At 53.1% G+C, this 12,418-nt stretch carries 14 protein-coding genes; 3 read left to right on the top strand and 11 right to left on the bottom strand.

Annotated features, from left to right (window positions below; genetic code table 11):
• Nucleotides 1-2 precede the first annotated feature (2 nt).
• Complete coding sequence (locus FJ695_RS09585) at nt 3-1,346, bottom strand: Na(+)-translocating NADH-quinone reductase subunit A (RefSeq protein WP_141185233.1); 1,344 nt, start codon at nt 1,344-1,346, stop codon at nt 3-5.
• 172 nt (nt 1,347-1,518) lie between these two features.
• On the opposite strand from FJ695_RS09585, the gene FJ695_RS09580 reads away from it, so the two are divergent.
• Nucleotides 1,519-2,553 (top strand): FAD:protein FMN transferase, encoded by a 1,035-nt coding sequence (locus tag FJ695_RS09580; RefSeq protein ID WP_247653814.1) that lies wholly within the window; start codon nt 1,519-1,521, stop codon nt 2,551-2,553.
• 23 nt (nt 2,554-2,576) lie between these two features.
• Entirely contained in the window at nt 2,577-2,807 is a 231-nt protein-coding gene (gene nqrM, locus FJ695_RS09575) for a (Na+)-NQR maturation NqrM (RefSeq protein ID WP_141185232.1), read from the top strand.
• Nucleotides 2,808-2,830: 23 nt separating this feature from the next.
• On the opposite strand, the gene FJ695_RS27980 is transcribed toward nqrM, so the two are convergent.
• Nucleotides 2,831-3,007, bottom strand: a complete 177-nt coding sequence (locus FJ695_RS27980; RefSeq protein WP_168206309.1) for a hypothetical protein — start codon at nt 3,005-3,007, stop codon at nt 2,831-2,833.
• Nucleotides 3,008-3,092: 85 nt separating this feature from the next.
• Between FJ695_RS27980 and FJ695_RS09570 the strand changes: the two genes are divergently transcribed.
• Nucleotides 3,093-3,614, top strand: coding sequence for a CBS domain-containing protein (locus FJ695_RS09570; protein ID WP_141185231.1), 522 nt, complete (start codon nt 3,093-3,095; stop codon nt 3,612-3,614).
• A 108-nt stretch (nt 3,615-3,722) separates the two neighbouring features.
• Here the strand turns inward: FJ695_RS09570 and FJ695_RS09565 are convergent, their stop codons facing one another.
• The 9 genes from FJ695_RS09565 to fliD form a co-directional block, all read right to left on the bottom strand.
• The gene (locus FJ695_RS09565) at nt 3,723-4,373 is read right to left on the bottom strand and encodes a peroxiredoxin (protein ID WP_141185230.1); all 651 of its coding nucleotides are present in this window, start codon (nt 4,371-4,373) and stop codon (nt 3,723-3,725) included.
• A gap of 192 nt (nt 4,374-4,565) precedes the next feature.
• Nucleotides 4,566-5,456: a flagellin gene (locus FJ695_RS09560; protein WP_141185229.1), complete on the bottom strand. Its 891-nt coding sequence runs from the start codon at nt 5,454-5,456 to the stop codon at nt 4,566-4,568.
• An 11-nt stretch (nt 5,457-5,467) separates the two neighbouring features.
• Complete coding sequence (flgK, locus tag FJ695_RS09555) at nt 5,468-6,811, bottom strand: flagellar hook-associated protein FlgK (protein ID WP_141185228.1); 1,344 nt, start codon at nt 6,809-6,811, stop codon at nt 5,468-5,470.
• Nucleotides 6,812-6,838: 27 nt separating this feature from the next.
• On the bottom strand, nt 6,839-7,318 hold the full coding sequence (flgN, locus tag FJ695_RS09550) for a flagellar export chaperone FlgN (protein ID WP_141185227.1): 480 nt from the start codon (nt 7,316-7,318) through the stop codon (nt 6,839-6,841).
• 254 nt (nt 7,319-7,572) lie between these two features.
• Nucleotides 7,573-8,835 (bottom strand): flagellar hook protein FlgE, encoded by a 1,263-nt coding sequence (gene flgE / locus FJ695_RS09545; protein WP_141185226.1) that lies wholly within the window; start codon nt 8,833-8,835, stop codon nt 7,573-7,575.
• Between the two features lie 10 nt (nt 8,836-8,845).
• Nucleotides 8,846-9,514 (bottom strand): flagellar hook assembly protein FlgD, encoded by a 669-nt coding sequence (locus FJ695_RS09540; RefSeq protein WP_141185225.1) that lies wholly within the window; start codon nt 9,512-9,514, stop codon nt 8,846-8,848.
• A gap of 403 nt (nt 9,515-9,917) precedes the next feature.
• Nucleotides 9,918-10,166, bottom strand: a complete 249-nt coding sequence (locus tag FJ695_RS09535; RefSeq protein WP_141185224.1) for a hypothetical protein — start codon at nt 10,164-10,166, stop codon at nt 9,918-9,920.
• Nucleotides 10,167-10,210: 44 nt separating this feature from the next.
• Entirely contained in the window at nt 10,211-10,660 is a 450-nt protein-coding gene (fliS, locus tag FJ695_RS09530; RefSeq protein ID WP_141185223.1) for a flagellar export chaperone FliS, read from the bottom strand.
• A gap of 17 nt (nt 10,661-10,677) precedes the next feature.
• Complete coding sequence (gene fliD, locus FJ695_RS09525; RefSeq protein ID WP_141185222.1) at nt 10,678-12,402, bottom strand: flagellar filament capping protein FliD; 1,725 nt, start codon at nt 12,400-12,402, stop codon at nt 10,678-10,680.
• Between the last annotated feature and the right edge of the window lie 16 nt (nt 12,403-12,418).

Here is a 12,418-nt window from a genome sequence, read left to right as displayed (position 1 = left end):
GTCTAGCCCTCCTTTTCGATTTTGGTGAGGCAGTCGCGAAGCGCCATGCCATATTCATATTTGGCAGGGCAAGCAAAGCCCACCAGCCCCAGATCTTCTTCATCCAGTTCCAAAGCGCCAAGCGCTTGGGCCTGATCCGTATCCATTACCAGCAATGCACGCAACAGCTGAGTGGGCAGAAAATCCTGCGGCATAAGCTCTTCGAACGTACCCAGTGGCACCATTGCACGACGTCCGCCATTCAGGTTCGACGTCAGCGCATATAGTTTTTTGGAGAAGGCTGAGCCCAGAACTGGTTGAACAGCATACTTGGATGGCATTGGTAGGATCCATCCGAGCATATTCTGTTTCTGATCCTCTTCGATCAGGGTCATCTGCCGGGCATACCGTCCAAGATAAGCACTATGCCCTTCTCCCAGACGGCCACTCAGGATAGAGCCAGAAATGAGGCGAATAGGCGCATCACTAGAGATTTCACCGTCGGCCAGTTCGGCCATGGAAGCACCGGCAACCGTTCGGATGAGGCGCGGCTTGGAACACATTGGGCCGGACAGTGCGATGACTCTAGCCGGATCATACTGGCCGGTTTCCAGCAGGCGGCCAATCGCGATGACGTCCTGATAGCCGATCGCCCAAACGGTTTTTTCTGCGCTCGGCGCATCCAGGAAATGGATGTGGGTTCCAGCCAGACCTGCAGGATGCGGCCCGGAGAAACCAGCAACTTCAATCCCGTCCATTGAAAGACCTGGGATGTTCGCCCCGGTCTCACAGCAAAGATACGTTTTTCCTGCACTCAGGATTTTGATTGCCTCAAGGCCTTTTTCGAAAGCGGCACTGCTGTCATTGATGATGACAGCTGCATCGGCAGATAACGGCTCCGTATCCATTGCAGTTACAAAAAGCGCGGCAGGCCGTGTCGCTGGGTCCGGGACTTTCGAATACGGACGGGTCTGGAAAGACGTCCACAATCCGGATGCACAAAGCCGTTCAACAAGTCCTTCTGGTGTCGACACATCGCCTACCCCAGAAAAATCAACCGGTTCGGCCGTAGATGCATCTACTTCGATCTCAACGCTGATCAGAACACGACGGGCACCGCGGTTAATCGCCTTCACGCGACCAGAGACCGGAGAGGTAACCATCACATCCGGTGTATCCTTGTGGAAAAACACCGGAGCGCCAACACCGACCGAATCACCTTCTTGAACAACCAGGCGGGGTTTCAAACCAATATAGTCCGCGGCAAGCACCGCAGCGGTTCGGATCTCCCCTTTAGCGTCAATCTCTTGGACTGGCGCTCCCTGTACAGGTAGATCCAGACCTTTTTTGAGTTTAAAACTTTGCACGCATCCGGCCTCCAGAATTCGATAAAGCGCCATATGCTACGTTTTCGCGCCCTTAAAAAGCACTATTTTGCCGCATGGGTACATTTTTTTGTTGAATCGGCTCTAAAAACCAATGAAAAGCGCCGCATGAAGTGCGACGCTTGTCGCTTCAGATCAATCGGAGAAGGTTACCGTGCCAACTAACATCAAATTCTCCCGGCGCAGCTTCATCCTGATGTCGCTGACCTTGGCTGCCTGCAAAGGTGGTGCGGATGTAATCGAGCTTTCTGGCTCTACCATGGGGACCAATTATTCGGTCACCGCTCTCGATCATGATCGAAACGTCGACAAGGCGGCTTTGAAGAGCGCTCTTGAAAAGAGCCTTTTGGCCGTCAACGCACAAATGTCGAACTGGGATGCTTCCTCGGAAGTGTCGCGCTTTAACGCGCATAATTCCACGGCACCAATGCACGTTTCCGAAGGCCTGGCCAAAGTTGTGCAGGCTTCCCGCGAGATTCATGAAGCCAGCAACGGTCAATTTGACATTACCCTTGGCCCAGTCATCGAAGCCTGGGGCTTCGGCGCACAAAATGCAGGTCAGCGTCCAAGTGCTGACTCCAGCGCATTGACTGCAGCTCTAGAAGTTGCCGGTCAGACTCAGGGTCTCAAAGTCAACGGCACGCAGCTGAGCAAGAGCCATCCGGATGCACAAATCTATTTGCCGTCCATCGGCAAAGGTTATGGCGTTGATCAGATGGCAGAAGTTGCCAAGAGCTTCGGCCTGACAGATTTCATGGTTGAAATCGGCGGTGACATTTACGTTTCTGGACGCAATGCCGACAGCATGGATTGGCAGATCGGTATTGAGACGCCTGATTCCATCAGCAAGAAGGTATTCCAAGTCGCCAGCGTCTCCAACATGGGCATGGCGACGTCCGGTGACTACCGCAACTATTTCGAACGCGATGGCGAGCGATTCTCTCACATTATTGATGCGCATACCGGCAAACCGATCACTCACAAAACAGCGTCTGTGACTGTTTTGGCTGAAAACACAATGCTGGCAGACGCGTGGTCAACTGCAATGCTGGTTCTTGGAACAGAGCGCGGCCTTGAGATCGCAAATAAACTCGACCTCGCGGTTTTGTTTATTGATCGCAAGGCAGAGGCCGGAAATAACGGGTTTGTTTCTGCAGCCAGCAAGCGCTTCACCCAACTGCAGGCCTAATACCCAACAAGAAGGCGTTCACCGTGCTGACTTTTTTTCTGGCTTTTGGATTGCTTCTGACCGTCGTGCTCGGCATGGCGCTTGGGGTGATTTTTGCAGGCAAGACGATCAAGGGCAGCTGCGGCGGGCTAAATGCGATTTCCGGAGCCGACCATTGTGTGGTCTGCAACAAGGAAATCGACCCGAACAGCCCGCTGCGGGATCGGTTGACGTGCCCCAATGCCCGCAAAAAGCTGGCTGAAATGGAAGGCTGACCGGATTTTACCGGAAGCTTTTGTTACCGCACCGGGATAAATGCGACCAGCGCCAGGCAGCTGCCGGCGATAATGCCGAACAACCAAAGCTGCCAGCGCGGCCCCTCTTTGACCCAGACCCGGCGATACTGATACCCCGCAAAACAGGCTAAAACGAATAGAATCGTTGCCGTGAGCGGCGTCAATACCAAATCAGCCAATTTGTAGAGTTCCTTAAGCCGCCAAGTTTCGGTTAAGCTGGTTCATCACTTCGAAAGTGGATAGACCAGCAGGGAGCCATATTTCATGCCAAGCTCTTATCAGGCCCCAAGCCGAAAAGACAAGATTCACGAGACGACCCACAGCCAGTCCCAACAATCAAACACCTCACATGAGGTCGTGACGGTTGGAAAGATCCTCGATTCGAAGGGCAAAGACATTTTTGCGCTGCGTCCGCAAAACACCCTTCACGAGGCCGTCGTGATGCTCAAAGAAAAAGGGATCGGTGCGCTACTGGTGAAAGATGCAGACGGCAAGCTCCAAGGCATCTTATCGGAGCGCGACATTGTCCGCCGGCTTGCAGAAACGCCCGGCCAAACCCTTCCTCAGAAGGTCGAAGACATCATGACCCGGAAAGTGGAAGTCTGCAGTCCAAACGATCCCTTGATTGCGGTTCTTCGCAAGATGAAAGAAGGCCGTTTCCGTCATATGCCGGTTCTCGACGACGACAACATCGTCGGGATCGTTACCATCGGAGATGTGGTGAACTACCGGCTGAATGAGCTGGAATACGAATCTCTGCAGCTCAAACAGCTGATCGTCGGCTAGGCCTATTTCAGAAACCCAGAACGCAAACGGCACAGGGCCCTGCCCTGTGCCGCAATTTGATACAGTTTTGGATGAAACGGCTGATAGACCACCGCCTCCTAAACTTGATTAGGCTGGCATTTTCACTTTGCGCAAGTATGGCAGAACAGCATCGAAACTGCCGAATTTTGCCTTTGCGTCCTCATCGCTCACAGCCGGCGGCACAATCACGTCCTCACCAACCTGCCAGTTTGCAGGGGTAGCGACGCCTTTTGCGGATGTCTGCAGCCCATCAAGCGCCCGGACAACCTCGGCAAAATTCCGGCCAACGGTCATTGGGTAGGTCATAGACAGCTTCAGCTGTTTGTCTGGACCGATGATGAAAACAGAACGGACTGTCGCACTGTCAGCTGGTGTACGGCCATCCGGCAGATAGGCTTCTGCCGGCAGCATGTCGAAAGCTTTGGAGACTTCCAGGCCTTCATCTGCGATGATCGGAAAACCAGCGGCCGCTCCGCCGACTTTTTCGATGTCAGTTTTCCATTTCTTGTGATCATCCGCGCTGTCGACCGATACTCCGATCACTTTGGTACCGCGCTTTTCCCACTCGTCAGCTAGCTGAGCAACAACACCAAATTCGGTGGTGCAGACCGGTGTAAAGTCCTTCGGATGGCTGAAAAGGATGGCCCAGCTATCTCCGATCCAATCATGAAATGTGATCTGGCCCTGATCGGTTTCGGCAGTAAAATTAGGAACAGTGTCATTGATGCGAAGTGACATGAGAAAGGTGTCCTTTTCCGGGGCGAATAACAAAAGACGTGGAGCGGACGATAGTTCAATCCGGCACGCCTTGTTTGTAAACCGCATTTAAGGTCAAAAACCAGCAGCACAACGAAGAGATTGTATAAAAATGCGGATTGCAAGCAGCGGCGTGTTAACTGGCCGGCCTATCGCCCGGGGCCCAAAGATCCATCACCTCAGATAATCGTGCAAATTGAGGCTGGTCAGGGTCTTGATCGCAGAAAAACTGGCTTGCAGCTGAACATTGTAACTTGCCGCCTGGACAGCAGCCGCAGCAACATCGACAGAAGCCAACTCGAGGGAAAGTCTCCCTGCTTCCGCTGCATATTGCGTTTCGTTATCGATAAACGTTTTCAATCGGCTTGCCGTTGCCCCGTTGATGCTCTGATCCGCAATTACATCGTCTTGCGCGCTGACCAATAAGTCAGACACGTCTTTGAGTTTGTCCAGTGTTAACGGGGATGCCGTTGCCACGTAAGACAGTGCCCGGAGTGTCTTCTCAAATCCCGGCCTATCCCCAGTCAGGCCATAGTCAACTGAATTGTCCGGCCCCAATCGCACGGTTTGAACATAGCTGTCGCCTTTATAAAAGCTTGTATCTGTGGCTGTAAGCGACGTTGCCTTATAGCCGGTCAGGTCGGCAGGCGGTGTCTCCGTGAGACTGCCAGCAAAAAGATATCTGCCCGAGAATTGAGAATTCACCAGCTGCGCAGCATCTTTCAGATGGGCCGCAGCCTCGCTCTGCAAGGCGCTAATCTGGTCTTCCGACGTTGTACCGTTCACCGTGGCGCGCATTTTGGTCAAGATGTCGGAGAGTTTGCCCAGAGTGGCGTGCACCATATCCACACGGCTTTGCGTTTCTTTCGCAGCACCAATTACGGTTTCTGAACGAGAGACCGACACTTCGAGATTGGCAAGGATAGCAGCATCCGTTCCGAGCCCCGCATAGTCCGCAGACTTGAGACCGCTTGCCTGCTGTGTTTGCACCGAAGCCAGACGCGCCTGAGTCTCCATCGCGTGCTGAAGTACCAGAGTGCTTTGATGAAAGGTTGCAACACGCATTCAACAATTCCTCAATTCACAGCAGCTCTTAGGTCTTGAAACATTTCCTGAATTATCTTCAGAACGGTCGAGGATACCGAATAAAGCTGCTTTAATTGCGCAAGATTGGCTGTTTCCTCATTCACGTTGACTCCATGCATGGAAGCAATCGTTCCCGACACAGTGTCGAGCTCAAGCCGCGCAGAGGCCAGGATCGCCTTTTCGGCGTTGGTTTCACTCACCGCCTTTGACAGTATTTCGTTGGCATAGCCGGAAAAGGTTCTGTTGCCCGCTGCGATACCACCAGCCGCGCCAAAGGACGTAGGTTTTTGCATGACATCAAGCAGTGCATTGGCAACCTTCGCCGGCTGAGTCGTTCCAAGCATAGATTTGGGGTTGTTCAACACGGTGGAATTGACCGTGATATCCCGTGCATTTGTGCCGACCAGCAAATTCGGGCGCACGGCATTCAATCCAGAAATTAGGTTTCCAGCGAGCTCATGAAAGGTTTCCTGATAAGCTGGAAGCATCTTATCCCGCACTTCCGCTAGGCCACCCAGTTTTCCACCGTTGAGAGCACCCGTGATATCTGCCCCATTGGCCGAAACCCGTGTGTGGCCATTCGCATCCTTTGATGTTGCTAAGGGATGTGGTGAATTATCGACCAAAACCTGACCTGACAGGGAGTAGACCTTCACGGAACCGTCTGCCGCGCGGAACGGCTTGATCCCAAGCTGCTCGGAGAGTTTTCCAAGTGCCAAGTTGAGTTTGTCTTCATATTCCGCTGACGGCTGCCCGCTCGCTCCAGCTTGCCTAATCTGTTGATTGATCTGGTGGATCTCTGTAATCGCCTGGTTTGCCGCTTTGACACCGAGATCCATCTGGCTGTCGGCTTGCAGGATTTGATCATCGACTTTGATCGAAAACTTTTGAAGCTGCCGGGTCACATCCTGCAGAGCTTGAACAGCGCTGTTTGCAAGACTGGCGCTTTCCGGTGTGCCCGCAAGTTTCGTCAGAGCTTCCTCGAATTTGGCGATCGTGCTAGCAAGCGACGTGCTTTCACCATTTGGTCCCGTTATCGCGCCAAATGTCTTTTGAAGACTATCCATGTAGCTGGCTTGAGTCTCAGCGGCCACAGTCGCGGTGGTCGCCGAGAGCAGATCATCAAGTAGAAACTTGCTGACATTCGACAGAACCCGCTCGATCGACAATCCCGAACCGAACCCGGAGGTGACAAGTGCGGACTGGCTGGTTTGTTTCGCCGTAAATCCCTTAGTGTCCGCATTGGCAATGTTGTTCGCCGCTACAGACAGTTTTACCTGAGTTGCACCAAGTGATCCGGAAGCAATCTGTAGCGCCGTACTCAGGGAGGTCATGGCTCACATCCTTTACCGTATTGAGAATTACGCCTTGTGGCCCGTATGCATGGAAATTGGTGCCTGCCCTTGATGACGCTGAACCCCATTTGCACCATACGGCGATACCGAAGTCTGCTGTTCCCGGATCGCCCGCATGATGGTTTCAATGCGGCGCTCATTTGCGGTCATCGCGCGTTTCAAATGATCCGTGTTCTCAATCAGAATTTTGGCTAGGTGATTGGTTTTGACCTGCAACGCCTCAAAACGTTCATCCGAAGCGAGCATGAACAGATTGCGCTCTGCCTTATACTTCTGGAGAAACTCCTCAAAATCCGAAGCCAGTTTTTTCTTGCGGGCAACAAGCTCCTCAATCGCTTCGGGCCGCCCGCTGGAAAGGCGCCGCGTCTCCTCTTCCGTGACCGAGATCAGTTCTTCGGCAACAGCAATGGCGTTTGAGATGGCTGCTTCCACTTCCGCGATATATGTTTGCGGTAAGCGCACTCTGCTTGGTGTTTTCTGGGGCATCACTCACCTGCTTTTTTGCGGAACCTGAGCGTAGGCTCCTGCTACTCTGTTGGCTTCCGTTGTTCGGGCCATTTTGTATTTCAGCTCCAACTGAGCGGCCGACATGCGGCCAATCAGGGCTTCCAGCTCTTGTTTTAAAACCAGCAGTTGGAGCCGGCTTGCAGTTTGGGCGGGGCTGGACGAGAGACGATTCATCTCAATTTTGAGCCGATGGCGTTCTGCACGACAGCCGTCCAGGTCCTCTTCCATGACTGTTACCTCACAGCATTCAGCAGCGTGTCGAACATCTTGTTAGAAGTCGACATGATCTGAGATGCTGACGAATAGGCTTGTTGCGCGGCCAGCATGTCAGCGAATTCAGCACTGGTATCGACCGTGCTGCGCTCCAAGTGACCGCCCTTGATCGACCCGGCACCGCCGTTACTCGGAACATGCAAAGTCGAATTGCCGCTTTCCGCTGAGCGCGCATAAAGGCCATTACTCATTGCGGTGAGACCGTTGATATTCCGGAAGTTGGCAATCGGGATCTGATAGATGGTCCGTTGCTCACCGTTGTCGAAGAACGCGACAACCTGACCATCCTTGGCAATCTGCACGTTTTTCAAGTTGCCGTATGCCAAGCCGTTTTGCTGAATATCCTGAACGTCGATATCCGGTTTGTTCGGGTTTTTTGATGCATGCTGTGTCATGCCATCTTTTTTGCCCGGCGTTCCTAGACTGATATCGATGGTGCTGTTGGCTGCGCCGGTCGTCCAGCTGCCGATGGTCAGCTGCGGATTGGCTGGTGTGGTGCTGGCAAGCGTGCCATCCGTAGAATTAAACTTCAGCGTGATTGCGGCAGATGTCACCGTGCCGGTCTTCGCCTTGGTAGACGGCGACACCGGATCGGCATAGGTCAGCTTCCACTCGTTTGCGGCAGTTTTTTCATAAGTGGCCGTTATTGTGCTGGTCGTCCCCAGCGCATCATAAACCTCAAAGCTGGTTTGGTATTTTGTGCCAACAGCCGCTTCGGATGGCAAATTCGCCTGAGTGTGTACTTTATTGGTCGCCTCAACCGAACTGCGGATTGCGTTCAGATTGATCGGCTGCAAGTTCGTCTCGCTTGTTCCACCAGTCGGGTTCCCAGACGCATCTGTTGTCCAACCGAGAAGATAGTGACCACCGTTGACAAGATAACCGCCAGTGTCGACGTTGAATTCACCGTTCCGCGTGTAATAGCGCGAACGCGAGTCAGCGTTGTCGGAGACCACAAAAAAGCCGTTACCTTCAATGCCCAAATGAGTTGTATGCGTGGATTGAGTGACCAAACCTTGCTGGCTGATGTTCGACCGTGTCGTTGCAGCGACCCCGCCGCTTGTGTTTGATCCGGTTCCCGCCACCAGGTTGTTAAAACTGGTTTTGGAAGACTTGTAGGCTGTCGTATCTGAATTGGCGAGATTGTTGGCGATCGTGGACAAAGCGTGGCTTTGAGCAGCCAGTGCCGAAATCGCTGAATTCATTGCACCCATCAAACTCATGACCGTCCCCTTACTTAGATTCGAGGACAGCCAGAACGTTCTGCATCAGAACGCTTATGCCGCCGATTTGAAGAACAGATTTGTCACCCGTGGCATCGATGCCGGTGACCTTGCCGAAAATCGTGGTGCCTGTCGGAACGGCCTTGTCATTGCCGTCTAGAGCTGTGACCTTGAGCGTGTATTTACCGCCATCAGGCAATTGCTTTCCGTCTTTGTCCTTGCCATCCCAGGAGAAACTTTGCTTGCCGGGATCTGTCTTCCCGGCCGTCTCAAAAACCACCGCGCCTTTTTCATCCAGCACCTGCAGTTTGACCGATTGCGCCTTACCATTTGTCGCGTAGGACCATTTGGCCTGCCCGCTTTGGAGAGCGGTCGTGTCACCAGCTGCCTCAACCGTACGGCCGATGTACCCAAGACCATTGCCGGACAGCAGGGCACTAAGCGACGATGTAATCGCATCCAGTTTTTTGCCGGTGTCGACCTGCGCTTCATAGCCCGCTAGATCCATCATCTGTTTCATGACCTGGTTCGGGTCAGATGGAGATGTCGGGTTCTGATTTTTCAGCTGCAACACCATCAATTGAAGAAAATCAGATGTCGTCAGCTTCGAGCCTTTGATCGGCGTGGCACCAGCCTGCGCCTGAGCTTGCGGCGTTTGTGTTATGGAAGTAATCGACATTTTCGCCCCACCTTGAAGGATCTACGGAAGAGGACGAAGACACCGCCTTACGGCAAAACATCGCCCGTTATTTCTGAAACGGACACGAAGCCAAGTTCAGGCGAAGTTTTTTTATATTTTTTACTTCGGAAATATTTTCCCATAAGAAGAATTTACCAAGGAAAATATTGCCCACCAACAATAATGAAGGCGCTTCCTATTGGCTTTCTGATGAAAATGATGAAAAAACGGGAGAAATTGGCCAAATATTCCGGCCTTCACATCAGGTGAAGCGGTCTGGCACAGCCTTCCCTTAACGAAGTCATTTAAAATCTGATGCACATCAAGGAAGTCGCCCAGACCGGGCAAAGAAGAAATCTACATATTAAGAAGCTGCAATCGAACTTCCATGAAAACGATTATGCTAGCTTTTTTTCGCCTTATCCATGATTGAATCAATCAAAGACGCTGGCGCTTTGGGGGTATCTCCGGAACGAATCAGATCATCCATGCCCTGTTCAAATTGGAAGAGCGCTTTTGCCGCGGGAGAATGATCGAGAAGATACCTGGCGCTTTCTTGTTCCATTTCCGGCCATTTCCCGATGTCTGGTCCATGCCGCTTTAGCAGTTCATCGAACTGCTCTAACGACATTTCAGATTTTGATCCGGCCATGCGCCACCTGATAACTAATACTCAGGCGAACGCTACAGGCCTGACTAAGCCGTGTCTACCAAAGCCAGTCCGTCGACAACAGATCTTTCCGTCAAAATATCGTTTCTGAGTGTTTCCAGCCCCCGAGGCGCTAGAGTCGTCATCTCCGCCCAGGAGTTGCGGAACTCAAGCAGACCTTCGGCAAGATCGGCAAATTGCTCGATCGCATCCGCAGCCGGATAAGCCATGTTGATCGCAAAAATGTTGCGCGTGTACATGTCGACAAGCTGGTGTCCCATCTCAAGATCGTACTCCAGGTCCACATTCTGGCGCAGACCGCGCAGAATTCCGGACGCCCGGTTCACGCGGGCAAACGCGTCTTCGTGTTCATTGTTGCGCATGTGGCCTGCAGCCAGGACAAAAGCGTTCAACACCTCATCCAGCAAAAGAGTGACAGCGGCAGGCGGCGCCACGGTGGTTGCAGCGGTTTGATAGGCCCCGATCGCGCGGTTCATTGCATAACTCACAACACTCAGTCCTTTATTCCCAAGATTGCTTTCAAATAGTTCAGGTCCGACTCAGCGCGCACAATCTCTTTCTGATATTCAGAAAACAGCTTGATCAGGCGCGTGCGGAATTGGTTCACATCGCTCATCATGCGATTGTATCTCTTTGTATGGCCTTCGTTGTCGGCCGTCATTTCGGTCACAACCTTTTGGATCAGGCCGTTTTGCGGATCCGAATACTGCGTAACACTTTGATAAAGCCGCTCTGCGATGCCGGACGAAAACGACAGGTTCGCCGTCGTGTCTGTCTTGCCGGTAAAAACAAGCGTCATCCCTGCGTAGGCCGTGCCTTCCGCACCGACGATCCGCTGGCCGCTGACCACAAACTGATCTGCCTTGCCGTCTGCTAAAACTGAAGTAATTTTGCCATTGCCGTCGGTTTTGATATCCAGCGACAGGCTGGCTGGCATGTTCGCCCCCCGCGTCAGCAAACCAACATCGGCGGAACTGGACGAGGCCTGGAACCCCAGGATCTTTTCAACATCCGGCAGCCGGTTGATCAAGGCGTCGTTCAACTTGGTAGCGTCGATCTGCAGCATGTTGTTGGGGTCGTATGACAAACCCAGGAGCGCCATGCTTTCGGTGTTGATCGTGGTCGATAAAGCACCGGCAATCCCTGTGTTGGCGTTGCGCAGGATGCTTTCACCAAACAAAGCTGCATCGGCCGACACCTGCCCGCCTGTGGCGACTTGCTGCTGGCTGATCGCGAACGTGCGGTAGGCGTTGTAGCTGTCGACAAGTCCCTTGATCGCGGTGTTGATGTCGTTCAGCGACTGCGCGACTTCCACCGATACCGAATTGCCGGCCCCGGTTTCCTTGTAGAGCGAGAAAGTGACGCCCTTGACCAGATCGTCGATCACGTTTGAATCGCGGCTCGCCTGAACACCATCCAGTTCAACAAGCGCATCGGTGGCAGCTTGAAGCTGATTGGCAAACCCGCCGCCCGGCGCGACGAGGCCGAGAGACTGGCCGATGTTGGCGCCCGCAACCGGCGTCATGAGGATGTTCTTGCCGGTTTTGTCCGCATTCAATATCAACTTGGATTCGGTCTCGGACACCTTGACGACCGCCGCGGACACACCGGTTCCGGCCTTCTTGGCATTGATCGCCTCGGCGATTTCAGCCAGAGGCATATCTTTTTTGATATCGATGGTGGTGGCGGCACCGGCCGCGCCGTCGAGCTTCAGCGAAAACGAACCTTCCAGATTGAGGTCCGTCTTGGAATCAGGAAAGGACTGGCTGGCCACCTTTTGCGCCGTCGCCACCTTCAGGATCTTCAGATCATAAGTACGCACATCCGCGCCATTGGTGGCGGTGACAACGACATTGGACTGCGGGTTGGTCACGCCGCGCCCGGTCAAATACGCCTGGCGCTTGGAAAAGATGTCGTCATTGCGGGTTAGCGAACTGTCGGAGCCCCGGATAGACTTCAAGGACGAGGCAAGGTTCTGCATCAGCCCTTGCATCTTTTGATAGGCTTTGATTTCTGTTGTGTTTTCCTTGATTTTCAAGTCCAGCCGAACCGCAGGGGCCTTCTTCTGCACAACGGAGGCTTCGACCAGCGAATTCCAATCGACAGAATCGCTGCCGTTTGCAGATTTGCTGGAAGGTTGCGGTACGGATTGTGGGGTTGTTTTTGCCGGAGACTGGGTCGCCGTATTTGCCGTTGAAGCGGTGCCACCGACATTCATCAACTCACTCCCTAAA

Origin of the sequence: Labrenzia sp. PHM005 (assembly GCF_006517275.1) — a bacterium.
In the GTDB taxonomy this organism is placed as follows: domain Bacteria; phylum Pseudomonadota; class Alphaproteobacteria; order Rhizobiales; family Stappiaceae; genus Roseibium.
This window is presented reverse-complemented; position numbering and strand designations above follow the sequence as displayed.

Bases quoted from the DNA above. Each gene is read 5' to 3' on its own strand.
- FJ695_RS09570 (WP_141185231.1), top strand. From the start codon at position 3,093: ATGCCAAGCTCTTATCAGGCCCCAAGCCGAAAAGACAAGATTCACGAG.
- FJ695_RS09565 (WP_141185230.1), bottom strand. From the start codon at position 4,373: ATGTCACTTCGCATCAATGACACTGTTCCTAATTTTACTGCCGAAACC.
- FJ695_RS09560 (WP_141185229.1), bottom strand. From the start codon at position 5,456: ATGCGTGTTGCAACCTTTCATCAAAGCACTCTGGTACTTCAGCACGCG.
- flgK (WP_141185228.1), bottom strand. From the start codon at position 6,811: ATGACCTCCCTGAGTACGGCGCTACAGATTGCTTCCGGATCACTTGGT.
- flgN (WP_141185227.1), bottom strand. From the start codon at position 7,318: ATGCCCCAGAAAACACCAAGCAGAGTGCGCTTACCGCAAACATATATC.
- flgE (WP_141185226.1), bottom strand. From the start codon at position 8,835: ATGAGTTTGATGGGTGCAATGAATTCAGCGATTTCGGCACTGGCTGCT.
- FJ695_RS09540 (WP_141185225.1), bottom strand. From the start codon at position 9,514: ATGTCGATTACTTCCATAACACAAACGCCGCAAGCTCAGGCGCAGGCT.
- FJ695_RS09535 (WP_141185224.1), bottom strand. From the start codon at position 10,166: ATGGCCGGATCAAAATCTGAAATGTCGTTAGAGCAGTTCGATGAACTG.
- fliS (WP_141185223.1), bottom strand. From the start codon at position 10,660: ATGAACCGCGCGATCGGGGCCTATCAAACCGCTGCAACCACCGTGGCG.
- fliD (WP_141185222.1), bottom strand. From the start codon at position 12,402: ATGAATGTCGGTGGCACCGCTTCAACGGCAAATACGGCGACCCAGTCT.